Raw genomic sequence first — 25,835 nt, forward strand, 5'->3', positions numbered from 1 at the left:
AACGTCGCACCGTGACCACACATGCCGAACTCGAACTGCCCACGGTGACGGTGTCGCCCGGCGGGACAGCCACGACGACCCTGACGGTGCGCAACGACGGGGACATCGTCGAGGCCTACACGCTCGAAGTGGTCGGCGACTGCGCCCCGTGGAGCACCGTCGAGCCGGCACGGGTCTCCCTCTATCCCGGCACGTCCGAGACCGTGACGATCCTCTTCGCACCGCCGCGTTCCCACGAGGTCGCGGCGGGCGAGATACCCCTGGCCGTCCGGGTGCTGCCCGCCGAGCATCCCGACTCGGTGGTGGTACCCGAGGGCACGGTGCTCGTGGAGCCCTTCCACGAACTGCGCGCGGAGCTGGACCCGCGCCGCCGCCGGGGCTGGCTCCGCGCCCGGTTCCGCGTCGCGGTGCAGAACCGGGGCAACACCGCCGTCGACGTGGCCCTCACCGGCAGGCAGGACGGCCAGGACCTGCGCCTGGTCTTCGCCCCGGACCACCGGCGCCTGGAGCCCGGCGAGTCCGCCGAGACGCGGCTGAAGGTGCGGGCCCTCAAGCCGATCTGGTTCGGTCCGCCGGCCGGCTGGCCCTTCGAGGTGCTGGTGGCCGAGGACGGCGAGCGGGAGTCCGAGGAGGAACGGCCGCTCTCCGACAGCGTGCTGCCCGGCGAGTTCGCCCAACTCCCGATTTTCCCCCGCTGGTTGCTGATCGTCCTGGCCGCGCTGCTCGCCCTGCTGATCGCGTGGTTCGCCCTGGTCCGGCCGGCCGTGCGCAGCACCGCCAAGGAAGCGGGAACGGAGGCCGCGCAGGAAGAAGCGGCCCGCGTCTCCCCACCCGACGGAGCAGCCCCGGGCGCGGAGAGCCCGACGGGGGGCCAGGAAGCCGGGCCGGGCGCGTCGGCCGCGCCAGGAGGAGGCACCGGCGGCGGTGCCGGGGCCGGTACCGGCACGGTGACGGGCCCGGGGGGCGTCGGCGGTACGCAGCAGAGCTCGGCCACCATCGACGTGCAGACCGGGGCCGGAGCGCAGAAGGAGGGGACCTACAAGGTCCCGGCCGGGAAGGTGTTCGGCGTCACGGACATCGTCGTGGCGAACTTCCAGGGCGACGAGGGGGTGGTGACCATCTCCTTCGGAGAGCGCAAGATCACCACCATCGCCCTGGAAACCTTCCGCAACCAGGACTATCACTGGGTCACTCCCATCCAGATTCCCGAGAACGCCACGGTCACCGCCGCGGTCACGTGCTCCAAACCCGGTACTCCGGCTACCGGAACCCAAGCTACGGGCTGCCATCAGATCCTCAATGTGAGCGGTGTCCTGAGCGATATCCAGCGGTGAGGCGCAGTGGCACGGAGCCTTCTCGCCGCACCTCGAACGGCGCCAGGAGAACAGAAATTCCGGGCCCGGTGAAACCGGCCGACCGGGCCGCGCCGGATTCTTGTCCCTCCTGACGGCCGGAACCTTCCGGATCACACGTCGTGCGGGACGTCGGTGAGGTGACGAGAACGTCCGGTTCCGGCCTCCGCGAGGCCGGAATCCACCGCCCGGACCGCTCGGCGTGCTTATCGGAACAGTAGGGGCGGCCGGCCGCCGGAACGGACGCGCACCTGCCCGGATCAGGGAAGTTCGACCGGATCAGCGCGTTCCGCGACGTATCCTGGCCGGTTTCCGCCGTGCCCCCTTCACTTCACAAGCAACGAAACAGGACGAAAGAGCGGGGAAACGCGGGAAAAGGTGGTCATTCACCCCATCACGCGTTCCGGATTCCCCTGGCCAGCCTTCCACGCGGCTCCGGGGAACCGCCTGAGACATGTTTCTCACCTCATGTTTTGCTCACATTCCCTCCGCCCGGCAGGGGGAGGGTGGAGAATCCCGCGCCTTCCTCCCCGGCCCGGTCCGGAGGGGCAGGAAACCGCCGGGCCGGGTGCCCGAAAAGGCAGCACCATTGCCCCGCCTCCGGGTCTTTGGGGCCTACTGTCCGCGGACCGGGCCGGACAAGACTGAACCGTGATCGACTGACCACCCCGAAGGAGCGAGCATGCCGTCGTACCTCACCCCCGGTGTTTACGTGGAGGAGGTGCAGTCCGGAGCGCGCCCCATCGAGGGAGTCGGCACCGCGGTCGCAGCCTTCGTCGGCTTCTCGGAGACCGGCCCCTTCCACCGGCCGACCCTGGTGACCAACTGGGACCAGTACGTCCAGACGTTCGGCGCCTTCACCGCCGGCACCTACCTGGCCCACGCGGTCTACGGCTACTTCGCCAACGGAGGCGGCTCCGCGTACGTCGTCCGCATCGGCGGTCCCGCCCAGGACGCGTCGGACGGGTCCTCGGACGGCGCCGTCGAGGCCGCCGAACCCGTCGCGCTCGGCGGCTTCCTGGTCTCCGCACGGCCCGGCGCGGGCAAGGACCTCTCCGTCGAAGTCGCCGACGCCGAGGGGGAGAACCCGCCGGAGGACCGGTTCCGGCTGCTGGTGCGCAAGGGCAGCAAGGTCGTGGAGACCTACGACGTCTCCACCCGCAAGAACGTCAAGGGCTACCTGGTCAGCCAGGTCCGCGATTCCGCGCTGGTGCACGTCACCGAACAGCCCGGCACGGCCCAGAGCCGCCCCGAGAAGCAGACCGTCCCCCTGGCCCCCGCCGCCGACGCCCCCGGATCCGGGGTGGCACGACTCGACGCGAGCGAGTACGTCGGGGACGCCTCCGCACGGACGGGGTTCGCGGGACTGGAGGCGATCGACGAGATCACCATGGTCGCCGTCCCCGACCTGATGAGCGCCCACCAGCGCGGCGACATCGACGCCGAGGGCGTCAAGACGGTCCAGCTGGCGGTCATCTCGCACTGCGAGCAGATGGGCGACCGGGTGGCCGTCCTGGACACCCCGCCCGGCATGAACGCCCAGCGCGTACGCACCTGGCGCAACGACGACGCCGGATACGACTCGCGGTACGCCACCGTGTACTACCCCTGGGTCAAGGTCTTCGACCCGGCGACCGGCCGCAACGAGCTGGTCCCGCCGAGCGGACACGTCGCCGGCGTCTGGGCCCGCAGCGACAACGAGCGCGGCGTCCACAAGGCCCCCGCCAACGAGGTCATCCGCGGTGCGGTCGACCTCGAACTGCGGCTCAGCAAGGGCGAGCAGGACCTGCTGAACCCCATCGGCGTCAACTGCGTGCGCGCGTTCCCCGGACGCGGCATCCGCATCTGGGGGGCCCGCACGCTCTCCTCCGACCCGGCCTGGCGCTACCTCAACGTACGCCGGCTCTTCAACTACCTGGAGGAGTCGATCCTCCTGGGCACCCAGTGGGTGGTGTTCGAGCCGAACGACGACCGGCTGTGGTCGAGCATCCGGCGCAACGTCACCGCCTTCCTCACGGAGGAGTGGCGCCGGGGGGCGCTGTTCGGCCGCACGGCCGCGGAGGCGTTCTACGTCAAGTGCGACCGCGAGAACAACCCGCAGGAGTCCATCGACCTGGGCCAGGTCGTCTGCGAGATCGGAGTGGCGCCGGTGAAGCCCGCGGAGTTCGTGGTCTTCCGCCTCGCGCAGTTCTCCGACAGCACCAGCCTCGTCAACGAGTGACCTTCGCGGTCCTCCCCCACCATCGGAACAGGTGACACACAGTCATGGCAGAGGGCGACGCTCTTTCCACCCACGTCTTCGGCGTCCAGCTCGGCGGCTATCTCGTCGAGTCCATCCAAGAGGTCAGCGGCATGACCGTCGAGGAGGAGGTCGTCGAGGTCCGGCAGGTGACCGCCGAGGGCAAGCAGATCATCCGCAAGCAGCCGGGCGCCCGGCAGGCGGGCGAGGTGACGATCACCCGCGGGCTCGACAAGAGCAGCGAGTTCACCAACTGGATCAAGGAGACGCTCAACAACGGGGCGGTGGACACCGCCCGTCAGAACCTCACGATCGAGATCAAGGACTCGACCGGTGAGACGGTCCGCCGCATCCAGCTCATGCAGGGCTGGGCCAGCAAGTGGGAAGGCCCGTCGCTGAAGGCCGGCGAGTCGAGCGCCGCCACCGAGACCGTGACCATCACCTTCGAGGAGATCGTGGTCGAATGAGGCGCCGGACCGTGACGTCGGGCGGCCTCGACGAAGTCCTCGACAGCCTCGCCCCCGCCGCCCGCGAGGAGGGCGCGGGGCAGCCCGCGCCCCGGGAGCGGGAGCGGGAACGCGACCGGGAGACGCTGCGCACCGAGTTCGAGTTCGAGCTGCCGCGTGGGTACGTCGACGACGAGGGCCGGCTCCATCGTGACGGATCGATGCGGCTGGCGACCGCCCGGGACGAGCTGCGCCCGCAGATCGACCTGCGGGTGAAGGAGAACCCGGCGTACCTGTCCGTGGTGCTGCTGAGCCAGGTCATCACCCGGCTCGGCACCGTCACCGACGTGCACGCCGGCGTCGTGGAGCGGATGTACGCCACCGACGTGGCGTTCCTCCAGGACTTCTACCGCCGGATCAACAGTGAGGGCCACACGCACGCGGCGGTCACCTGCCCGCTGTGCCACGGCTCGTTCGAGGTGGACCTCTCGGGTGGGCGCCTGGGGGAATCGTGACGTACGCGCTTCCCCGGTTGCGGGAGGAGATCGCGTACGTCGCCTACCACTTCCACTGGCAGCGTGAGGACATCCTCGACCTGACCCACGGCGAGCGACAGCAGTGGGTCAGGGAGATAGCGCGGATCAACACCCGCGTCAACGAAGGCGGGTGATCGTGTGGGGCTCGGGAACCGGTGGCGCCGGCCGGACCGGTCGGCGTCCGGCACGCCCTCGGGGGACGGTGCCGCGGCGTCTTCGGGCGGGAACCCGCAGGACCGGGCCAACCCGGCCGCGGCGCCCGCCGCGAACGGGGACCCGGGCTGGGACGGGGGCTGGCAGCGGGTCGCCGCTCCGGCGACCACCGTCGCCCGCGCCTCCATCGGGGTGAGCGACGGACTGCGGTTCCGTTCGCAGCTCGCCTCGTGGCAGAATCCGGCGTTCGGCGGCGAACTCGGCCACGCCGTCCTGCCGTCCGCACCCGTCGGCCTCATCCACGGCGTCGCGCGTCCGGGCGTCGCCCGTCCCTCGACGGCCGGAGGGCCGCTGCTGCTGCGCGCCGTCCGGCCCGGCACGGACGAGGAGCCGCCGGCCCCGGCCGGACCGCCGCCCGTCGCCGCCGGTGGGAGGAAGCCGTCCGCCGGAACGGGCGGCCGGTCCGGGGACGCGCGCCGGACCGGCCCGCGGGAACGCGGCACCGGGGCGGACACCACGGCCGGCGGACCGGCCCGGTCCACGACGAGCCCCGCCACCGGTCCGTCCGAGTCCCCGGGGCACCTGCCGGACCCGTCACCGGCACCGGCCACGCCACCTTCCCGGGACGCCGCGCCCGCACGGGTCGCCGCCGTGCGACCCCGGCGGACCGCCCCGCCGCTGACCGTCGCCCGGCGCCCCGCCATGACGCTGCGGCGGATCGCCGGCATCCCGCCGGCCCCGGCCGCGCCCTTCGGACCCGTCGGACCCGTCACGCCCGCGCCCCCGGAGCCCTCAGCCCCCACCGCCACCGCAGCCACCGCGCCCACCGGCCCCGTATCCCGAAGCACCGCCCCGGCACGCCCCGCGACGGTTCGGCCCGCCCTCGGCAAGCCGCTGGCCGAACTGCCCCCCGGGGCGGTCCGTGCCGACGGGCCGGAGCGGAGCGGACCGGCGCCGTCCAGCCCCTCCGGGCCGCCGGCACCGGGCATGCCGGTGCTGCGGCGGGAAACCCCGGACGCGGCCGTCCCGCCGCCGGGCGCCGCCCCGGCACCCGCCACCGCCCGCCGGCCGCCCGCGTCCCGGGCCGGCGCCGCGGGGACCGACCCGTCGCCGGCAGCGGCGTCGCGGCCGGGCGGCCCGCCGGGGGCCGGGCACCTGCCCGCGGTCCAGCGGTCCTCCGCCGCCGACACGGCCACCTCCCGTGCCCGTGCACGCGGCGGCCTCGGCGTTCCGCTGCCCGCCCTCCCGCCGACGGCCCGGCTCCAGAACGACGCCCCGTTGCTCGGTGACCGCGGCCGGACCCGTCCCACGGAGACCCCGCGCGACACCCGGCAGGGCGCCCCGGCCGCAGGAGCCGCCGCCGGAACTCCGGGTCCGGCCACCGGTACCGCGGGCAACCCCGCCGCGGCCTCCCCCGCCACGCCCACCACCCCGCCGCCCACGCCCACCGCGCCGATGCCGGTACGTTCCCGGGCTGCGGGTCCGCCGCCCGGCGCCCCGACGCCGCAACCGGCGGCACTGCAGCGCGCGACGGCCGGTCCGGGCCCCCGCTCCGGCACCCGCGCGCCCGAGGAGCGTCCGCGCCGGTCTCCCGGCGCTCCGCCCGCCCCCGTCCGCATCCGCAGCGTCACCCCGCTCCCTGCTTACGGAACCCCTCCCGGCGCGGCGGACGCGCGCACGGGAACGCCGGGCACCACCAGCGGTACCGGCTCCGGCTCCGGCTCCGGCTCCGGCTGCGGCTCCGGCTCCGGCTCCGGCTCCGGCAAGGCGATCACGGGGACGCCGGGCGCGCAAAGCCCGAGCGGGACGCGGTCACCCGTCGTCCAGCGCACCCGGGCCCTCCTGTCCAGCAGATCGCTGAAGGTCAACACCACACCCGTGGAGGGTTTCCCGACGCCGCAGGCCACGTCCACCGCTGCCGCCCGGCCCGTCGTCGCGGCCACCTGGCGCCGGGACGCGGGGCCCGCCGCCCCCGGCGCACCGCAGCCGGGTCCCGGCCGTCCGGCCACGGCGGAACACCGACCCCCCACGGGCGGTGGCGCGGCCTCCCCGGCGGCTGCCTCCCGGCCACGCCCCGGCGCGACGACCGGCCCGCCCCGGCTCCTGCGGCGGCAGCCGCCCGGCGCCCCCGCCCAGCGCTCGACGGCCCCCGGCTCCGCGGCGCCCTACGAGGCCGCCACCGGGTCCGGCCGGGCGGGCACGCCTCCCGCCGACGCCCCGCAGCGCGGCGCACGTCCCGGCCGGACGCCCGCCGCGGTCCCCGGTCGTCCCGCCCCGGCGGCCGTCACCCCCGCCGGGCGCGCGACTCCGTTCGGCGGCGTTCTCCAACGGCTCGTACGGCGTTCCGATCCTCCGCGGCCCGGCGCGCACGACGGCCCCGGCCTCCCGGCCGCTCCCGGTCCCGGCCTCCCGGCCACTCCCGGCCCCGGTCCCCGGCCGGACGGCCGGGAAAGGGAACCGGCCACGGATGCGGACGCTCCGGCGCCACGCCCCGTGCGGCCCCTCCCGGTCGTGCGCCCCCATCCCCCCGGGCCCACCCCGCGGCACGGTGACGCCACGGCCCTCCAGCGGGCCGTGCTGCCCGTGGTGCCGGAATCGGTCGGCCCGGTCGCCGCGCCCGCGGCACCTGCGGGCGCTCCCCCGGTGACCACAGGTCCGCCGCCCCTGTCCGTACGCGTCCCCCCGCGCACCGCCGCACCGGGACCGGCGGCCGCTCCGGCCGGCGCCGTGCCGCGCACCGCGGGCGGGGGCGTACCGCGCACCGTGCAGCGGGCGCCCGACGACGCGACCACGGCACCGGCGAAGACGGCCACCGTGCCCACGGCCGAGAAGGGCGCCGGCTCCGCCGGCGGAGCCGGCACACCGGCGGCGAAGGCGGTGCCGGGCAGGGACGTGGTGTCGGGCAAGGACCTGGACGAACTCGCCCGCCGTCTGGTCGAACCGCTGGGCCGGCTGTTGCGGGCCGATCTGCGCCGGGGGCGGGAACGGGCCGGGCGGCTGCACGACGGCCGCCGCTGACGGCAAGACCCGGCACGGCACGCAGGGCCCCGGCAGGGCACAGCAGCACACGCCGGGACACGGCAGGACACGGCAGGACACGGCAGGACACGGCAGAGAACGAAGAGAAGAAGAGAAGCGCATGACGGACAACATCTTCGCGACGAGCGTGTTCTTCAAGCTCGTCATCGGCGGCAGCGACCTGGGCGCGTTCCACACCTGCTCGGGCCTGGGCGCCGAGGTGGAGATGGAGACGTACGCCGAGGGCGGCAACAACGGGTTCACCTGGCAACTGCCCGGCCGCATCACCTGGACCAACATCACGCTGACCCGCCCGGTCACCACCGACACCCTCAAGATCGCGCGGTGGCTGAACGAGACGATCCAGCGGGTCGAGCCCAAGGACGGCGAGATCGTCGCCCTGCGGCCCGACCTCAGCCGCATCATCAGCTGGCAGGTCCAGGGCATCGTGCCGGTGCGCTGGCAGGGGCCGTCCTTCGACCCGGCGAACTCACAGGCGGCGATCGAGACGCTGGAGATCGCGCACGAGGGCCTGGAGCCCTCCTGACGCGCGACCGCCGCGGCGCGGCGCGGACGTATTCCCACTGACGGAACAGACGGAACAGACGGAACAGACGGAAAGGAGACCCACCGTGCCGAGCACCGCGCGCGCCGGGCGCGCCCGCGCCCAACTGACCATCATGGAGCCGCCGTCGGCCGTCGGCGCACGGCCGGGCGGTGCGCTCGCCCGGCTCACCCTGCAGTTCAACCCGGCGAAGCTGTCGCTGAGCAAGAGCACCGAGTGGCGTCGCACCCCGTCCCGGATGGCCGGGCAGTCGGCGCTGCCCGAGTTCGTCGGCAGCGGACCCCGCACGCTGTCCCTGGAAGTCTTCCTCGACGCCACGGCCACCCATGACAACTCGGTCGAGAAGGCCGTGGAGCAACTGATGATCGCGTGTGTGCCCACCCCGCGCAGCCTGGCGCGCAAGACCCCCGCCAGCCCCTGGGTGCGTTTCGACTGGGGCACGTCGAAGACGACCTCGTTCGACGGGGTGCTCTCCAACCTCTCCGTCTCGTACACCCTGTTCGACGTCGACGGGAAGCCGCTGCGGGCCACCTGCTCGCTGTCGATCGAGGAGGCGAGCGTCGATCCGGCCGGCCAGAACCCCACCTCCGGGTCGCGGGAGGCCCGGCGGACCCATCTGGTCGTCGCCGGGGACAGCCTGCCGCTGCTGGCGTGGCGCGAGTACGGCGACGCGACCGCCTGGCGCACCATCGCGGACGCCAACGACATCGACGATCCGATGCGTCTGCTGCCCGGCCGCGAGCTGGTCGTCCCCGGTCTCGAAGACGCCACGGCGGAGGGCGGCCGGTGACCGCCCCCGGCCGCGCCTTCGCCGCCGATCCGATCGTGGAGGCGCCCGGAGCGCTGGGGGCGCCCTACCCCACCCAGTTGGTGAGCTGTGTGGTGGACGAGAACGTCGGGCTGCCGGACACCGCGGTGCTGACCTACCGGGACCCGGACCACACGTTCCTCACCGCCACCCGCATCACCATCGGGACGCCGCTGAAGATCTCGGTGGTGACCGTGAAGGAGCGCGCGCAGGAGCAGTTGTTCCTCGGCGAGGTCACGGCGATCGAGCTGGACACCGACTCGACCGGCTCCTTCACCGTCCTGCGGGCGTTCTCCAAGGCCCACCGGCTGCAGCGCGGCCGCAAGGTGGTGGCGTACCGCAACATGAAGACCGCCGACATCGTCCGCAAGGTCGCCGCGGGCGCGGGGCTGGCGTGCGGGAAGATCGAGGCGCCGGCCGTCACCCACAAGCAGCTCACCCAGCCGAACGTCTCGGACTGGGAGTTCCTCCAGCACCTCGCGGCCGAGAGCGGCGCACAGGTGCGGGTGGACGACAAGGGCGTTCTGCAGTTCGTGAAGCCGAAGCCGGCCTCCTCGGCCCCGCCTCCGACGACGCCGGCCGCGCAGCACCCGATGGTCCTGGAGTACGGGAGCAACCTGCTGGCCCTGCGGGCGGTCCTGACCGGCGCGGACGGCGCCGACGACGTGGAGGTGCGCGGCTGGAACGTCGACACCAAGACGCGGCTGGTGGCCCGGACGCCCTCGCTCCGGAGCACCGCGGTGCTCCCCGGGATGAGCCCGTCGAAGGCTGCGGCGGCTTTCGGGGGGAAGCCCCGGATCACCGTGGCCGACACCCCGTACCGCACCCAGGCGGAGGCGACCGCCGTCTCCGGCGCGGTGGCGGCCTCGGTCAGCTCCGGGTTCGGCGAGATCGAGGCGGTCGCCTACGGCAATCCGCAGCTGCGGGCGGGCGAGCCAGTGGCCCTCGGCAACGTCGGCCCCGCGTTCTCCGGCCGTTACACCGCCACCGCCGCCCACCACGTCCTCGAACCGGGCGGCGGCTACCGCACGACGGTGCTCGTCAGTGCGTCCCCCGACCGTTCGCTGGCCGGGCTGAGCGGCGGCTCCACCGCCCCCTCGGGCGGGCCCCGGATGCCCGGCCTCGCCATCGGCGTGGTCACCGACATCCGCGAGGGAAGGGCCCAACGGGGTTTCGTCCGGCTGAAGTTCCCCTGGCTCGACGACACCTACGTGACCGACTGGGTCCGTACGGTGCAGTGGGGCGGCAACGGAGGCGGCGGGGTGTTCAGCCCCGAGGTCAACGACGAGGTGCTGGTCGGTTTCGAGCAGGGGATGCTGGACAGCCCGTACGTGCTGGGCGGCCTCTACAACGGTCTCGACCGGCCCTCGGCGCACGACGTACCGCTGGTCGACCCGACCAGCGGGAAGGTCAACCGGCGTTCCCTGGTGTCCCGTTCGGGCCACCGGCTGGAACTGCTGGACACCCCGCGCGGAACGTCCGGCGTACGGCTCGCCAGTGGCTCCAAGCGGCTCGAAGTGGTGATGGACGAACGGCGGGGAGAGATCACGCTGTCGGTGTTCGCCCCCGCCTCCACCCGGCCGCAGAGCTCCGTGACGCTCTCCGCCTCGGGCATCACCCTCGACGCCGGGACGGGCGACGTGGACATCCGGGGAAGCTCGGTGAAGGTCAACGGCCGGACCGGGGTGACCGTCGAGAGCGGTACGGGCCCGGTACGCGTCCGGGGCGCCTCGGTGTCGGTCGACGGCAGGAGCTCGGCGACCGTCGACGGCGGACTCCTCGCCGTGCTGAAGGGGAAGTTCGTGCACATCAACTGAGTTCCCGGGACCGGCCGTCCGGAAGAAGAAGCGACCACCCGCACCACGCCAGAACCCCACCCGGCAAGGAGAACACCCGTCATGCCAGCCGCAGCCCGCTCCGGCGACGTCACCGAACACGGCGGCGTCATCGGCACCCCGCCCCCCGGCGCGGTGCTGGTGCCCACCGTCCTGATCGGCGGCCGGCCCGCGGCCGTCGTCGGGAGCCTGCACGCCTGCGTCCCGCACGTCGCCCTCGGCCCGGCGAACGTCGTCATGCCCAACCCGGCGGCCGTGGTCCGCGGCCCGGTGCTGATCGGCGGGCTCCCGGCAGCCCGGGTCGGCGACCCGACCACCTGCGGGGCGCGCATCAGGAGCGGTCTGATGAACGTCCTGATCGGGGGACCGCTGTGAGCGGCGACGGATTCATCGGACGCGGCTGGGGCTTCCCGCTGCGGGTCGGCACGACCGGCGGCATCGGCATGGTCGAGCGGGACCGGGAGATCGAGGAGGCCATCGGGCTGGTGCTCGGCACCGCGCCGGGTGAACGGCCGATGCGGCCCGAGTTCGGCTGCGGCATCCACGACTACGTCTTCGCCCCCGGCGACGGCGCCACCGCCGGACGGATCGCGCACGAGGTGCGGCTGTCGCTGGAGCGCTGGGAGCCCCGGATCGAGGTGACGGACGTGGTGATCGCGTTCGACGCGGTCGAGGAGGGCACCCTCTACATCGACGTGCGCTACACCGTGCGGGCCACCAACGACCTCCGCAACCTCGTCTTCCCCTTCTACACCATCCCTTCGGAGGGCACCCCGGAAAGCTCCCCGCAGGGCGCGCCGGAGAGCCCGCGGCGAACGGGAGGAGCGGTCTGATGGCACTGCCCTCGCCGAACCTCGACGACCGGCGCTTCCAGCAACTCGTCGACGAGGCCAAGCGCTACGTCCAGCAGCGGTCCCCCGAGTGGACCGACCACAACGTGTCGGACCCCGGCGTCACGCTCATCGAGACGTTCGCCTACATGGTCGACCAGTTGCTGTACCGGCTCAACCGGGTCCCGGACAAGAACTACGCCGCCTTCCTCGACCTGCTGGGCGTCACCCTGTTCCCGCCGACCGCGGCCCGCGCGGAGGTCGACTTCTGGCTCTCCGCCCCGCAGCCGGAGACGGTGCTGCTGCCGGCCGGGACGGAGGTCGCCACCCCGCGCGGGGAGACCGAGGACGAAGTGGTGTTCTCGACCTCCGACGAACTGCCGATCGTGCCGAGTTCCCTGGTCCGGCTCGTCACCGCACCGGTGTCGGGCGAGCAGACCGACCGGACCGCCCCTCTCGGCGCGGGCAAGGACGTCCCGTGCTTCCAGCCCCGTCCGGAGCCGGGCGACGCCCTGCTGTTCGGGCTGCCCACCGCGGTCCCCCGGTGCATCGTCGCCGTGCGGCTGGACAGCCGGGTGGAGGGGGTGGGCGTCGACCCGCGCCAGCCGCCGCTGGTGTGGGAGGCGTGGGACGGGGTCCGCTGGATCACCTGCCCGACCGGCACGGACAGCACCGGCGGGCTGAACAGGCCCGGTGAGGTCGTCGTGTTCGTCCCGGCCGGTCACACCGCGTCGGTGGTCGCGGGGACGAGGGCGGGCTGGTTGCGCTGCCGGGTCACCGCCCCCGAACCGGGCCAGCCGTTCTACTCCGAGTCGCCGACCATCAGGGAGGCCGAGATCTTCACCGTCGGGGGCACCGCCGCCGTCGAGCACGCGGAGACCGTCCTCGACGTCCCTCTCGGTGTCTCCGAAGGCGTCGCCGGTCAGCGTTTCACCGTGAGCCGCGTCCCGGTGCTGCTGGACGGAGACCCTCCCCTCGTCCAGGTGTCCACCGCCGACGGATGGCAGGACTGGACCGTCGTCGACCACTTCGGGGACTCCTCCCCGGAGGACCGGCACGTGCGGATCGACGCCGCGTCGGGCGAGTTCGCCTTCGCGCCCGCCGTGCGGGAGCCGGACGGCACGATGCGCGGCTACGGCGCGGTCCCGGAGAAGGGCGCGCACCTGCGCGTGCCCCGCTACCGCACGGGCGGCGGCGTGGCCGGCAACGTCGCCCGGAGCGCCATCTCCGTGCTGCGCAGTTCGGTTCCGTACGTGGCGGGCGTCGACAACCGCGAACCGGCGGTGGGCGGCGTCGACGGCGAGAGCGTGGAGAACGCGAAGGTCCGGGCGCCCAACATCCTGCGGGTGCAGGAGCGGGCGGTCACGGCTCGGGACTACGAGGTCATCACCCGTGAGGCGGCGCCGTCCCTGCGCCGTGTCCTGTGCCTGCCCGCCGTCGCCGGCGAGGCCGGCGCGGTGCGTGTCCTGGTGGTGCCCGACGCGCTGCCCGAGGACGACGGCCGCCTCCGTTTCGAGCAGCTCATCCCGTCGGACGCGGTGCTCGCGGCCGTCGCCGCGCGCCTGGACGAACGGCGTCTGGTCGGGACCCGGTTGATCGTGGAGCCGCCGGCGTACCAGGGTGTCACCGTGGTGGCGCGACTGGTGGCCGCAGCCGCCGACGCGGACCGGGTCCGCGCGGACGCGCTGGCCGCGCTCTACCGTCACATCGACCCGTTGCGGGGCGGCGCGGACGGCACCGGCTGGCCGTTCGGCCGGCCCGTCCAGTACGGCGAGGTCTTCGGCGTGCTCCAGGGCGTACCGGGGGCCGGACTGGTGGAGGACGTCCGGCTGTTCCCCGCGGACCCGATCACGGGCCGGCGCGGGGCGGAGGTGGACCGCATCGACGTCGCACCTGGCGCGCTGGTCTTCTCGCACCAGCACCAGGTGATCGTCGCCGCGCACGGGAGCGGTGACGGCTCATGAGCAGGGCCGCCGTCCCCGGACTCGCCAGCCGCTATCCGATCGGCGGGCTGCTGCCCGCCCTCTACGCCGACGACGACCTCGCCCAGCGGTTCACGGCGGGGCTCGACACCGTCCTGGCGCCCGTCCTGTCCACCCTGGACAACCTGCCGGCCTACTTCGACCCGGCGCTGGCCCCGGCCGACTTCCTGCCGTGGCTCGCGTCGTGGGTGGGCGTCGAGTCCGACGCGGCGTCGCCCGAGGAGCTGCGCCGGGCCGTCGTGCGGCGCGCAGTCGAGCTGCACCGGTGGCGCGGCACCCGGCGCGGTCTCGTGGAGCACCTGCGGCTCTGCTTCGGTGTGCACGCCGACGTCCGCGACGGCGGCGGCGCCGCGTGGTCGTCCACCCCGGGGGCCGAGCTGCCCCCCGCCCCGACCGGCGAACTGCTCGTACGGGTCTGGCCGGTGGACGGAGGCTCCGTGGACGGAGGCTCCGTGGACGCGGACCGCGTACGGGACGTCGTCGGCGCCTCGTGCCCCGTACACCTGACCTGCCGGGTGGAGATCCTGCCGGGCCCACCCGACGAGACTGGAGGCTGACCCGATGCGCTCGTGTCCGGCGTGCGGCACCGCCAACGGCGAGACCGACGACTTCTGCGGCAACTGCGGTACCTACCTGGGCTGGTCGAGCCGACCGCGACGGGCGGGCGCCGCACGCGCGGAACCCGCCGACCCCGCGGACGACCCGGCGCAGGCGCCCGCGGAGCCGGGCCCACCCGCGGCCGCCGCGGCTCCCGCTCCCGCTCCCGCTCCCGCTCCCGCTCCCGCGACGGAACCCCCGGCCCCGGCCGCCCCTGACGCCCCAGCCGCCCCTGGCTCCCAGTCCTCCCCCGCACGGCCGCCGGTGCCGCCCACGCCACCGGCCGCTCCGCCGTCCCCAGCGACGCCACCGGCCGCTCCCCCGTCCCCGCCGGACGCGCCCGTCACCGCCCCGGCTCCCGCGCGTCCGCGCCCGGAACCCGCCCGGCGTCCGGAACCCGCCCCCCATCCGGAACCCGCCCCGGACCCGGATCCGCCCCGCCCCGTGCAGCCGCGGCCCGCGGCCGTACGGCCGGCGCCACCCGTTCCGGACGAGGCGCCGGTGGTGGCGGTCCAGCCGGCCAGACCGGTGGCCCGGCGGCCGGCCGTCCGCCCGGTGGAGGCGGACGAGCCCGCGGACGGTCCGCCCTGCCCGGCCTGCGGCACCCCCAACCTGCCGGGGCGCCGGTTCTGCCGTCGCTGCGCCACCCCCCTGAGCACACCGGAGCAACGCGCTCCGCTGCCCTGGTGGCGCACGGTGTGGCCGTTCCGGCGCCGGGTGCGGATCGGCTCGGGACGCCTCCTGCGGCGGACCCTGCTGGTGCTGGCGGTCGCCGGGCTGGTGGTCGCCGGCGTCCTCTTCCTGCCCGCCGGGCGCTACGTCTTCGAGGACGTCCGGGACAAGCTCGGCGGGACGGCGGAGGTCAGCCCGTCCGGGGTCACCGCGAGCGCCTCCGCACCCGGCCACGACGCGGCGGCGGCCGTCGACGGACTGACCAACGAGTACTGGGGCGCCCCCGCTCTCGGCGCGTCGCTGAACTGCCGGTTCGGCACTCCGTTCCGGCTGGTGGGCGTCGTGGTGCACACCGGGGTGTCGAAGGAACCGAAGGAGTTCCGGCAGGGTGCCCGGCCGACCCGGGCGGACCTGCTGATCACCACGGCGGACGGCGAGGTGAAGAAGAAGACCGTGACCCTCAACGACAAGCCCGGCCCGCAGACGGTACGGACCGGGATCAGCGACGTCGTCTCCGTCGAACTGGTCCTGCGGGCCGCCACCGGCCAGGCGGAGGGCCGGCCGATCGCGGTCGGGGAGGTCGAGTTCTTCCGGCGCACGTGAGCGACCCCGGGCCCGCCCGGTCGTGGAGCCGCGACCGGGCGGACGTTCACAGCGCGCCCTCCAGCACGGCCCGGCCGAGCCGGGTGCGGTGGTGGAGCACCCGCACACCCTGGCGCTGCGAGTGCAGGAGCCCCGCCTCGCGCAGGACGGTGGCGTGCCTGCTGGCCGTCGACGGGGCGAGCCGGAGCGCGGCGGCGATCTCCATGGTGGTCATCGGGCGGTCCAGCATCCGGAGCAGCTCGGCGCGCGAGGCGCCGACGAGCTGCGCGACCGGGGCGTCCCCGCCGCCCCGCCCGCGTTCGAGCCAACCCGGCGGGGGCGTGAGCGGATGGACCAGGACCGGGGGCAGTTCCTCGTCGACCAGAGCGAGCGGGGCACGGACGCAGAAGAAGGCCGGGACGAGCGTCAAAGGGCGTTCGCGCAGCGCGAGTTCGCGGTCCACGGGGTACGGGGCGCGAAGGACGCGGTCCCGGTACCGCCACCCCGGAAGCCGGTCGAACCCGGTGAGCAGACCCTCCGCGCCCCGGGCGAGCACGGCCTCGGCCCGTACGCTCCGGTCGGCCGCCGCCAGCGCGCGCATCGCGGGCAGATAAGGCTCGACCGCCACCCGGTGGTAGGCGCGCAGGGCGGAACCGAGGCGGTGCAGCGCCTCGGTGGAGCCGTCGGCGAGCGGGCGCGCGCCGGCCGGAACGGGGCGGCCGGTGCGCGTGTGCAGCCGGGTGAGTTCGGCGCGCAGACGGCGCCGGGGGGTGGAGAGCAGCCGGTCGAGGCCCGTGTCGAGGTCGGCGTCGCCGCGGCCGGGCGTCAGGAAGTCGGGGAAGTACGCATCGTCCGGACACAGCCGGGTCAGCGCGCGTGTCGTGGGGACGAGGCCGGACACCCGCAGGGCCGCGCCCACTTCGCGGCGCCAGGCCCCGAAGGCGAGGGGCGCCTGACGGTTCTGGAGCAGGTGGAGACTGAGCGCGGTCTCCCACAGCGGGTCCGTTCCGGAGGCGACGCGCAGACGGGCCAGCTCCTGGCTCGTGAACTCCACCCGTAGCACCGCGCACCCCCGGGGGTCACAGGCTCTCACCGGCATCCGACCCGTGGACTCTACGCGCATCACCCATGTGAGGGAGGCATGTCATCGACGGACGGACCGGGCCCGTCCGGAACTCGCGCCGTCCCGGCCGGAATTCCTCCGGCCGGGACGGGACGGGGCGGGCCGGCCGGGGCGGGCCGGCGTCACGGGCGTCCGCCCGCATCGGACGCCCACCTGTCGCCGCCGCCCCTCAGCAGAGGGGCACGCCGGGCAGCTTCGCGTCCGGATGGTCGATGTAGATGTTGCTGATGAAGCCGTTCTGGTCGCGCAGCTTGCTCCACCAGTTGTTGCTGTATCCCTCGGCGTTGACGGTGTCGCCCTGCTTCTGGCAGAGCACCCGCACGGCCGTGGGACCGGCGAGGGTCGTGACGACGGCGGCGCCGACGCGGGCGTCGGCACGGACGTTCACCCCGCTGCCCCAGGTGTTGAACGCGTAACCGCTGCCGCCGCACCCGTTGTCGCTCGTCAGGTACGCCTGGTAGTAGCTGCCCGGATAGGCGAGGCCCGCGCCGTTGACGGCGATGTTCTGGCCCACCCCGTTGTACAGCTGCTCGTAGTGGATGTGCGCCCCGGAGGAGTTGCCGGTGCTGCCGGTGACACCGATCTGCTGCCCCTGCGCGACGTACGCGCCGCTCGCCACGGAGTACGACGCGAGGTGGAAGTAGTACGTCGTCCAGCCGCCGCCGTGGTCGATGGCGATGTAGTTGCCCGCGCCGCTCGGCTGCGCGTAGCGGGTGGCCGTGCCGGCGGCGGAGGCGAGCACCGGCGTGCCGGCCGTGGCGCCGCCGTCGGAGCGCACGAAGTCCAGCGCGCGGCGCACCTCGGCCGAGTGGTGGCTGTACGTCCACTGCTGTCCGCAGGGGTAGGGCGCCTTGAATACGGGCGCGGCCGTCACTCCGGACTCGCCCGCCTGCGCGGGGGCGGCCGTCAGGCCGGCGAGCGCCAGAAGAGCTCCGGCGACCAGGGCCGGAAGACGTCTGAATAACCTCACGAGTGCTCCTGGGTGGGGGAGGCGGTCCGGACGGTGGGCCGGACCGGGGCGCGGTGAGACGTCGGGAACGTAGCGGGACCCCGCCCCGCTGACAAGCGCCGGGCGCTCTCCTTCGACCAGGAACGAATGGGTTGCGCGATGCCCCGGCCGGCAGCACCGTGGCGACGACGTGCCAGAGCGCCCCCGGCAGCCGACCGGGAGCGCCCGTGCCCCGAAGGAGCCCCCGATCCCATGCCCCTCCTCCGTACCGCCCGTCGACCCGCCCCGCTCGTCACCGTCTCGGCCTTCCTCGGTCTGCTGCTCACCGCGCTCACCGGTCCCGTCGCGGCCGCCCCCCTCGTGTCCTCGCCCTCCGCACCCCCTGCCGGACACCCGGCCGTGCAGCCGGGAGCGGGGCGGACCCCGGACGGAACGGAGCGGATGACCGCCGTGGACATCCCGGCAGACGTCACGGCCGGAGTCGCCGTGTTCGACCGGCTCACCGGCCGCTTCACCGAGCAGTACCGGGCGGACGCGCCCTTCCGCTCCGCGTCGGTGGTCAAACTGCTCCTGGCACTGGACTTCCTGTGGAACCGGGGCCCAACCTACGAGGTGCCGCAGGCCGACCGGGACCGGCTCGGCGCGATGCTCAGCAGCAGCGACGACGCCGCCGCGAGCCACTACTGGTCCACGGGCGGCGGCAGCGAGGTGATCACCCGCATGGCGGCCCGGCTGGGACTCACCGGGACCGCGCCCCCGCCGGCCGGCTACCCCGGCTTCTGGGGCTACACGGCGACCACCGCCCTGGACACCGTCCGGGTCTACCGCTACCTCCTCGACGCAGCCCCCGAGCCGGTACGGACCCTCGTCGTGGGAGCGCTGCACCGGTCCACGCGCTGCGGGGCCGACGGCTTCGACCAGTACTTCGGGCTCCCCTCCGCGTTCGGCTCATCGGGAGCGGTCAAGCAGGGCTGGTCGGGCTTCACGTCCGGGGGCTGCACCGCCTCGGGGGCGCCGGTCGACGCGGGGACACGGCCCGAGGCGGGGACACGGCCCGACGCGGCCGCCACGCACGGCCCGTCCGCGCCCCGTACGGCACCCGCCGGGACCGCGGCGGCGACGCTGGACCTGACGTCCGAGGCACTGCACACCACCGGCACCGCCGGGCCCGACGACCGGACGGTGGTGGCCGTCCTGACCCTGCACCCCGACGGCACGTCGTACGGAACCGCCTACAACAGGGTCACCGCACTCACCGGTTCCCTGGACGTCCCCGGGGCCGTCCGCCCCTCCGGCACCCGGTTCACCACCTGGGGCAGCGGGGTACGGGTCCGTGCCGCCCCCACCACCTCGTCGGCGGCCCTCACCACCCTGCCCGCCGGAGTGGGCGTCCTCGTCGGATGCCAGCGGCAGGGCGGCCGGGTGTCGGTCCCGCCGTACGTCAACGACTGGTGGGCCTACCTGCCCCAGTACGGCGGCTGGATCACCAACATCTACGTCGACTCCCCGGGCAACACCCTTCCTGGCGTGGCCCCCTGCCCGTAGCGCCTTTCCCGCACCCCCCACCGAGAAGGAGACGCACCGTGCACCGCACCCACAGACCCAACGCCCCGACCCCGTCCGCACGTCGCGGGTCCGTCCTCGCCGTGTCACTGCTGGCCGCAGCGTCCCTCACGCTCGCCCCCGGCCCGGCGGCCGCCCGCGGTGCCTCGCCCGACGACGCCCCGCCCGACAGCGTGAGCTGGCACGTGGACCTGACCGCCCCGGCCGAGGAGACCAACGTCGCCCGCACCGGCGGCACTCTGCGCCTGCGCGACCACGGCCGGGGGCCCGCGTCGGCCCGCTCCGCCCGCGGGCAGGGCGCGGCCCTGCTGCCCGTACGCGAACTCGGCCGGGCGGTCGACCGCATATCCACCGACCTGGACGCCACCGTTCCGGCCGGGTCCCAGGTCGCCGTGGACGTACGCGGACAGGACGGTCTGGGCCGGTGGACCGAATGGCGCGAGGCACGGGCCGGCGCGCCCGCCGAGCTGCCCCGGGCCGTCACCCGGGTGCAGACCCGGATCACCCTGGTCACCGCGCCCGACGGCGCCGCGCCGACCGTCCGCGCCCTGGACCTGACCGCCTCGCTCGACGACGCGCCGCAGGCCAGGGCCGCGGCGGCCGCCTTCACGGCAACCGTCTACGCGACCCGCGAGGGCCTGGTCGGCGGTACCACCGCGAACGGGCACGTGATCGTCCCGAACGACCACTTCGTGGCACTCCCCTCCCGGCGCGGCCTCTCCCCGAAGGGCAGCGGCCAGTACTCGGTCAAAGTCTGCGGCCCGGCCCGCTGCGAGACGGCCCCGGTGTGGGACGTCGGCCCGTGGAACACCCACGACGACCACTGGAACCCGTCCTCCGTCCGCGAGACGTTCAAGGACCTGCCGCAGGGCAGGCCCGAGGCACAGGCGGCCTACCAGAACGGCTACAACGGCGGGTTGGACGAGTTCGGCCGCCGGGTGCTCAACCCGGCCGGCATCGACCTCGCCGACGGCACCTTCTACAACGTCGGCCTGAACGACAACGGCTATGTGACCGTGACCTACCTGTGGACCGGCACCGGCGCCGCGACCACGTCCTTCCCGACCTGGGGCACCGCCGTCAACATCCGTCAGCAGGCGACCAGTACGTCCACCCGCGTCGCACAGCTCGCGGGCCCCACCACGGTGCGCGTGCAGTGCCAGGTGCACGGCGGGGTCGTCCAGGCCGACGGCCACAGCAACGACGCCTGGTCCTACCTGCCGGACTACGGCGGCTACCTCTCCAACATCTTCATCGACGTCGCCGACGCCTGGCTCCCGGGCGTCCCGACCTGCTGACCGGAAGAAAGCCGGCACACGGGTCCGGGGCAGTTCGACCGCCTGTGCCCGCAGCCCCACGTCACGCACGCGCACCCGACGCCGCCGCGAAGCGCTCACGCCCGCGGCGGCGTCGGAAGGGTCAGCGTTGCAGGGTGAGGAGTCCCGGCCGCCACGGCAACCGGTTGTATTCGCCCCCCGCGTTGGGGTCCTTGCCCTGGTAGAGGAACCGCAGGTTGCACGGGTCGATGGTCATGGTCTGGTCGGGGTTGTCGCGGACCAGGTCACCGTGGCTGATGTCGTTGGTCCAGACGGCACCGCTGTTGGCCTTGCCCGCGAAGGGGTTGGTCTCACTCGCGGCCTGCGGGGTCCAGGCCCCGTTCAGGCTGGAGGCCGTGAAGGAGCGGAAATAGCGCCCGTTCGCGCCCATCGCCTCGACGATCATGAGGTACTGGGTCTGGCCCTGGACCTTGTAGACCTGTACGCCCTCGAAAAGGTTGGCCTTCGTGTCGCTCATGACCGTCGTGTACGACGAGCCGAAGCTGCCCGGGAAGTTCCCGATCGGCATGCTCGCCCGGTAGATCCTTCCATTGTCACCGGCGAAGAACAGGTACATGTTCTGGCCGTCGGCGATCAGGGTCTGGTCGATCGGACCGGTGTCGGAGCCGGAGATGCTCCCGGTGAACAGCGGCTGCGGAGAGGACCAGCCGTTGGGATTGGTGGGGTCACTCGACGTGCGGTAGACGAAGGGCGACGCACCCCACTGGTACGCCAGCACCCAGATGTCCTTCGGCGCGAAGTAGAACAGCGTAGGTGCGACCGCGGCCTGGTTCATTCCGGTCTGGGCGGCGGAAGCCATGTTCGGCCAGTCCGTGAAGGGACTGAACATCATCGAACCGTACGACGATCCGGACACGTTCGACGCGTAGACCAGGTGCTTGCCGTTGTGCGTCACCGTGGTGAAGTCCTTCACCGCGGCCCACCCGTTCGCCGGCTGCGCCAGCACACCCGTCGAGGTCCAGCGGTACGTCGACGGAAGAGCACATGTGCCTCCCGTCGGCGGCGTCCCGGGCAGGCCCGTCCACTTCTGGTGGCTGCCGCCGTTGCACGTCCCCATCTGCACGGCCGTGCCGTTGGCCGTCCCCGCTCCCGCGGCCTCCAGGCACAGCCCGGACTCGACGCCGACGACCGTGCCGTCGGACCCCACCCGCCACTGCTGGTTCGCACCGCCCGAACAGCCCCAGATCTGAACCCGGGTACCGGCCGTGGTGGCGTGGCCCGGAACGTCCAGGCACTTGTTGCCGTACACGCTCAGTTGGTTGGCGTCCGTCAGCGTCCACTGCTGGTTGGTCCCGTTCCAGCAGTCGTAGAGCTGCAGGTACGTGCCGTCGGTCTGAACGGCGCCCGGAACATCCAGGCACCGGCCCGAGCCGCCGCGCAAGGAGCCGGTGGCAGCCGCCTGGGCCGGGGCGGCCACCAGCATCGCCGCCATCGCGGCGAGGGCCGCGACCACGGCGGCGAGCACCGCGGACCCACGCCTGCGGCTGAGACTTCCTCTGTGCATGGGGACTACCTCAATCCTGAGTGGACGGATCCGGCCGGCCTCGTCAGAGGTCGCCGGGACTGCGGTGTGGTGCGCAGCGGCCCGTGAGCACCTGCGGCGTACCGCTGGTGGCCCCCGGTCCTCCGCGAACTTCCGGGTGGCGCCGGCCGAAGAGAGCAGAAGACTTATTTTGACGAGGGCATGACACGCATCGGGGCGCCTCCGCGCCACCGGCTCCGTGCGACGCGCCCCGTCATCTCCGTACCGCACACCGGGTCGGTGCGACGTGTTCGCCCTACCGAACAAGAGTCGAAGTGTCGAGCGCCTCTCACGATAGGGAGCTCCCGAAAGGCGTCAACCCCTCTCGCATGTATCGCCGGTAATGCCGAAACATTTTCGGGAATCCCACACGAAAAGACGGACGGGACACACATCAGCAGCAACGCCGAACCATGCCATGCGCCGACACGAAGTTGACCCGACACGGCCCCCACGCCGTCCGGCCGATATATTCCCAGCACACCGACCATTACCCGAGGCTTCCGATGCCCGCCCAGCGGAATATCGAAAGTTTCGAAAGATCGACAGAAAGTTTTTTGGTCAGGAGTGTTGACGCTACAACGTCACTGCCTCAATCATTCCTGTCGGAATAACCGGTCACGGGCTCGACACGTCGAGCGTGCCGGCTCGAACGACCCGGCCCCGTGGCTAGATCGGCGCACCACCGCTCTGCACATCCGCACCGCACATCCGCACCGCACATCCGCGCACCACCGCACCCCCACCAGCCCGATTCCGGTGAGGTCGCACCGAACCCGTCCCGGCTCTCCACCCGGTGGGAGAGGTACGCGGCGGCGCGCGGCGGCCCCCGGCTGAGCAGCGAGGGAGTACCGCCGTGCCCGCGTGCCGAGGATCGCCCCGCCCCACGACCGCTGTGTCCGGCGACTCCGCACTGCGCGGGCCCCGGTCCGCCCTGTCCGACCGTCCGTCTGTCCGCCCGTCCGTGATTTCTACCTTGGAGGCACAGCCATGGGCTCGTACGCCCTTCCCGGACCCTTTGTCCGCCGAAAGATCCGCGACCTGCTGTTAGCCCTGATCGTCGGAGTCCTCGGCGCCGTCACCGCACTCGTCGCGGCACCGCCTGCCGGCGCCGCCGAGAGCACGCTCGGCGCCGCTGCGGCGCAGAGCGGCCGCTACTTCGGCACCGCCGTCGCCTCGGGCAAGCTGAGCGACTCGACGTACGCGACGATCGCGAGCCGTGAGTTCAACTCGGTGACGGCCGAGAACGAGATGAAGATCGACGCCACCGAACCGCAGCGGGGCCAGTTCAACTTCACCGCTGCCGACCGCGTCTACAACTGGGCGGTGCAGAACGGCAAGCAGGTGCGCGGCCACACCCTGGCCTGGCACTCCCAGCAGCCCGGCTGGATGCAGAGCCTCAGCGGCAGCGCTCTGCGCCAGGCGATGACCGACCACATCAACGGCGTCATGGCCCACTACAAGGGCAAGATCGCGCAGTGGGACGTCGTGAACGAGGCCTTCGCCGACGGCAGTTCAGGAGCCCGGCGGGACTCCAACCTCCAGCGCAGCGGCAATGACTGGATCGAGGTCGCCTTCCGCGCCGCGCGCGCCGCCGACCCGGCGGCCAAGCTGTGCTACAACGACTACAACGTCGAGGACTGGACCTGGGCCAAGACCCAGGCCATGTACGCCATGGTCCGGGACTTCAAGCAACGCGGCGTTCCGATCGACTGCGTCGGCTTCCAGTCGCACTTCAACAGCGGCAGCCCCTACAACAGCAACTTCCGGACCACCCTGCAGAACTTCGCCGCGCTCGGCGTCGACGTGGCGGTCACCGAACTCGACATCCAGGGCGCCCCGGCCTCGACCTACGCCAGCGTGACCAACGACTGCCTGGCCGTCCCGCGCTGCCTCGGCATCACCGTCTGGGGCGTGCGCGACACCGACTCCTGGCGATCGGAACAGTCACCGCTGCTGTTCAACGGCGACGGCAGCAAGAAGCCCGCCTACACCGCCGTCCTCAACGCGCTCAACGGCGGTTCCACCACGCCCACCACGCCCCCTGCGGGTTCCGGACCGATCAAGGGTGTCGGCTCGGGCCGCTGCCTGGACGTGCCCGCCGCCAGCACCACCGACGGCACCCAGCTCCAACTGTGGGACTGCCACAACGCCACCAATCAGCAGTGGACGTACACCGCCGCCGGGGAGCTCCGGGTCTACGGCGACAAATGCCTGGACGCCGCCGGCACCGGCAACGGCGCCAAAGTCCAGATCTACAGCTGCTGGGGAGGCGACAACCAGAAATGGCGCCTCGCCTCCGACGGATCCATCGTCGGCGTCCAGTCCGGCCTCTGCCTCGACAGCGTCGCAGCCGGCACCGCCAATGGAACCCTGATCCAGCTCTACTCCTGCTCGACCGGCAGCAACCAGCGCTGGACCCGCGCCTGACGGGACCCCGCACGAACGCGAAAACGGAACGGCCGCTGCCCGAGCCGGCACCCACCGGCTCCGGCAGCGGCCGGACTGCCACGTCCCGCCCCGACGGGGGCCGCAGGGGTGGTCGCGGCGCACCTGGTCTCGACCGTTCTGCAGAACACCCCCGACTCCTACAACCAAGATCTTCGCCAGTTAACCGAGGGCTGGCCCATACCGGGTTGGCGGTTCTTCGCCCCGAACCCGGGTGTGCAGAACGTCCACCTGCTGGTGCGCGACGTCAGGGCGGGCGACGCTCAGCCGAGCCCTTGGCGCGACGTGACCCCGAAGGTCCCGCACGGGGGTGGACGCAGGTCATCTGGAATCCCGCGAGCCGGGGCCCCAAAGCCCTGTTCGACGCCATGCAGCAGCTCTCCTTGATGAGCGCGAACCAAGCAGGTTTCTCGTGGGTCACGCCTGCTGGAGAGCAGGCGTGGTGAGCGCAAGGTCGACACGGTCGAAGCAGATTTCCGGGGCCTTCAGCTCGATTCCGCTTTCGACGTAGTCACCATGTCCAAGAACACGTTCTTCCTGGCACAGAGCCACGACGAGAATCGAGCTTCTGCGTGCCATCGGGCGGCACCTCAAGCCGGGAGGTGCCGCCCTCCTCGACTGCACCGACCCCGTCGAGTACCTCCGAGCGGACGGGACCGCCCACACCGTCACCTATCCCCTGGGCCGTGACCGGATGGTGACGATCACTCAGACCGCCGACCGGGCGACCCATACACTGCACGCTCACGAAGGATGCTCGTGGTTCTGGAGGCGAAGTGACCGCTGCTCCCATCCTCGCTGCCGAGCGTGCCACGGTCACCATGGGCGACGTCACCCTGCTGGAGCCGACCTCGTTCGCGGTGCTGCCGGGCGAAATCTGGTGCCTTACCGGCGGCAACGGGTCGGGGAAGACGACGCTCCTGCGGGCCTTCCTGGGCAGCCGGAGTCTCACCGCCGGTTCGTGTTCGGTGCGCGGCGAACCCGCGGACATGGCCAAGCCGCAGCACCGACGCCTCGTGGCTTCCTTGGTCGACGCGATCCCGTTCGCCCGTGACATGACACTGCGCGAGCAGGTGACCCTGGTGGCCGCCCCCTGGTACGGCAACAGCGCGACGACCGCCGAAGCCGCAGAAGAGGTCATCGAGCGACTGGGACTGTCCCCGCTGGGCGAGCGGTTCCCCCATCAGGTCTCCTCGGGGCAGTTGCAACTCTTCGGCATCGCGCACGCGGCTGTGCCTCAACGGCCACCTGCAATTCTCCTCCGTGGACGAGTAGCCG

General features: G+C 73.1%; 21 protein-coding genes and 1 pseudogene. 18 read left to right on the top strand and 4 right to left on the bottom strand.

Translation table 11 applies throughout. The annotated features are described in order from the left end of the window. The first annotated feature begins 11 nt into the window (after positions 1–11). The 14 genes from Q0994_RS27880 to Q0994_RS27945 all read left to right on the top strand — a co-directional run bounded on the left by Q0994_RS27880 (position 12) and on the right by Q0994_RS27945 (position 15,636). On the top strand, positions 12–1,334 hold the full coding sequence (locus Q0994_RS27880; protein ID WP_299539764.1) for a hydrolytic protein: 1,323 nt from the start codon (positions 12–14) through the stop codon (positions 1,332–1,334). Positions 1,335–2,034: 700 nt separating this feature from the next. After that, entirely contained in the window at positions 2,035–3,573 is a 1,539-nt protein-coding gene (locus Q0994_RS27885; RefSeq protein ID WP_299539766.1) for a phage tail sheath family protein, read from the top strand. 44 nt (positions 3,574–3,617) lie between these two features. Continuing rightward, entirely contained in the window at positions 3,618–4,058 is a 441-nt protein-coding gene (locus Q0994_RS27890) for a phage tail protein (protein WP_299539768.1), read from the top strand. Then, positions 4,055–4,552, top strand: a complete 498-nt coding sequence (locus tag Q0994_RS27895; RefSeq protein ID WP_299539771.1) for a hypothetical protein — start codon at positions 4,055–4,057, stop codon at positions 4,550–4,552. The genes Q0994_RS27890 and Q0994_RS27895 overlap by 4 nt, the downstream gene beginning before the upstream one ends. Next, positions 4,549–4,707, top strand: coding sequence for a DUF6760 family protein (locus Q0994_RS27900; protein WP_003966147.1), 159 nt, complete (start codon positions 4,549–4,551; stop codon positions 4,705–4,707). The genes Q0994_RS27895 and Q0994_RS27900 overlap by 4 nt, the downstream gene beginning before the upstream one ends. Before the next feature lie 4 nt (positions 4,708–4,711). Further along, positions 4,712–7,744, top strand: coding sequence for a hypothetical protein (locus Q0994_RS27905; protein ID WP_299539786.1), 3,033 nt, complete (start codon positions 4,712–4,714; stop codon positions 7,742–7,744). A 121-nt stretch (positions 7,745–7,865) separates the two neighbouring features. Then, positions 7,866–8,291 (top strand): phage tail protein, encoded by a 426-nt coding sequence (locus Q0994_RS27910; protein ID WP_299539789.1) that lies wholly within the window; start codon positions 7,866–7,868, stop codon positions 8,289–8,291. Positions 8,292–8,424: 133 nt separating this feature from the next. Next, positions 8,425–9,099 carry a LysM peptidoglycan-binding domain-containing protein gene (locus tag Q0994_RS27915; protein ID WP_299540003.1) on the top strand — a complete coding sequence of 225 codons (675 nt, stop codon included), beginning with the start codon at positions 8,425–8,427 and terminating at the stop codon, positions 9,097–9,099. Then, positions 9,096–10,934: a VgrG-related protein gene (locus tag Q0994_RS27920; RefSeq protein WP_299539791.1), complete on the top strand. Its 1,839-nt coding sequence runs from the start codon at positions 9,096–9,098 to the stop codon at positions 10,932–10,934. Before Q0994_RS27915 ends, Q0994_RS27920 begins: the two co-directional genes overlap by 4 nt. Before the next feature lie 81 nt (positions 10,935–11,015). Further along, the gene (locus Q0994_RS27925) at positions 11,016–11,327 is read left to right on the top strand and encodes a PAAR domain-containing protein (RefSeq protein WP_299539795.1); all 312 of its coding nucleotides are present in this window, start codon (positions 11,016–11,018) and stop codon (positions 11,325–11,327) included. Next, a complete protein-coding gene (locus Q0994_RS27930; protein ID WP_299539797.1) occupies positions 11,324–11,785 on the top strand; it encodes a GPW/gp25 family protein in 462 nt (153 codons plus the stop codon). Before Q0994_RS27925 ends, Q0994_RS27930 begins: the two co-directional genes overlap by 4 nt. After that, the gene (locus Q0994_RS27935) at positions 11,785–13,746 is read left to right on the top strand and encodes a putative baseplate assembly protein (RefSeq protein ID WP_299539799.1); all 1,962 of its coding nucleotides are present in this window, start codon (positions 11,785–11,787) and stop codon (positions 13,744–13,746) included. Before Q0994_RS27930 ends, Q0994_RS27935 begins: the two co-directional genes overlap by 1 nt. Beyond that, positions 13,743–14,321, top strand: coding sequence for a phage tail protein (locus Q0994_RS27940; protein ID WP_299539801.1), 579 nt, complete (start codon positions 13,743–13,745; stop codon positions 14,319–14,321). The genes Q0994_RS27935 and Q0994_RS27940 overlap by 4 nt, the downstream gene beginning before the upstream one ends. Positions 14,322–14,865: 544 nt before the next feature. Continuing rightward, positions 14,866–15,636, top strand: a complete 771-nt coding sequence (locus Q0994_RS27945; protein WP_299539804.1) for a zinc ribbon domain-containing protein — start codon at positions 14,866–14,868, stop codon at positions 15,634–15,636. A 46-nt stretch (positions 15,637–15,682) separates the two neighbouring features. Here the strand turns inward: Q0994_RS27945 and Q0994_RS27950 are convergent, their stop codons facing one another. Both Q0994_RS27950 and Q0994_RS27955 read right to left on the bottom strand, forming a co-directional pair. Further along, positions 15,683–16,669: a helix-turn-helix domain-containing protein gene (locus Q0994_RS27950; protein ID WP_299539806.1), complete on the bottom strand. Its 987-nt coding sequence runs from the start codon at positions 16,667–16,669 to the stop codon at positions 15,683–15,685. Positions 16,670–16,907: 238 nt separating this feature from the next. Further along, the gene (locus tag Q0994_RS27955) at positions 16,908–17,708 is read right to left on the bottom strand and encodes a M23 family metallopeptidase (protein WP_299539808.1); all 801 of its coding nucleotides are present in this window, start codon (positions 17,706–17,708) and stop codon (positions 16,908–16,910) included. Between the two features lie 420 nt (positions 17,709–18,128). Between Q0994_RS27955 and Q0994_RS27960 the strand changes: the two genes are divergently transcribed. Both Q0994_RS27960 and Q0994_RS27965 read left to right on the top strand, forming a co-directional pair. Further along, entirely contained in the window at positions 18,129–19,232 is a 1,104-nt protein-coding gene (locus tag Q0994_RS27960; RefSeq protein ID WP_299540005.1) for a hypothetical protein, read from the top strand. 38 nt (positions 19,233–19,270) lie between these two features. After that, on the top strand, positions 19,271–20,548 hold the full coding sequence (locus tag Q0994_RS27965) for a hypothetical protein (protein WP_299539810.1): 1,278 nt from the start codon (positions 19,271–19,273) through the stop codon (positions 20,546–20,548). 121 nt (positions 20,549–20,669) lie between these two features. Here the strand turns inward: Q0994_RS27965 and Q0994_RS27970 are convergent, their stop codons facing one another. Next, on the bottom strand, positions 20,670–22,091 hold the full coding sequence (locus Q0994_RS27970) for a non-reducing end alpha-L-arabinofuranosidase family hydrolase (RefSeq protein WP_299539812.1): 1,422 nt from the start codon (positions 22,089–22,091) through the stop codon (positions 20,670–20,672). 1,008 nt (positions 22,092–23,099) lie between these two features. On the opposite strand from Q0994_RS27970, the gene Q0994_RS27975 reads away from it, so the two are divergent. Continuing rightward, the gene (locus Q0994_RS27975; protein WP_299539813.1) at positions 23,100–24,539 is read left to right on the top strand and encodes an endo-1,4-beta-xylanase; all 1,440 of its coding nucleotides are present in this window, start codon (positions 23,100–23,102) and stop codon (positions 24,537–24,539) included. A 435-nt stretch (positions 24,540–24,974) separates the two neighbouring features. Here Q0994_RS27975 and Q0994_RS27980 read toward each other — a convergent pair whose 3' ends face one another. Continuing rightward, positions 24,975–25,136 (bottom strand): hypothetical protein, encoded by a 162-nt coding sequence (locus Q0994_RS27980; RefSeq protein WP_299539815.1) that lies wholly within the window; start codon positions 25,134–25,136, stop codon positions 24,975–24,977. A gap of 242 nt (positions 25,137–25,378) precedes the next feature. On the opposite strand from Q0994_RS27980, the pseudogene Q0994_RS27985 reads away from it, so the two are divergent. Further along, positions 25,379–25,789, top strand: a pseudogene (locus tag Q0994_RS27985) (ATP-binding cassette domain-containing protein); the annotation flags it as partial. Between the last annotated feature and the right edge of the window lie 46 nt (positions 25,790–25,835).

This window comes from uncultured Streptomyces sp., from assembly GCF_947488945.1.
Taxonomy (GTDB): Bacteria; Actinomycetota; Actinomycetes; order Streptomycetales; family Streptomycetaceae; genus Streptomyces.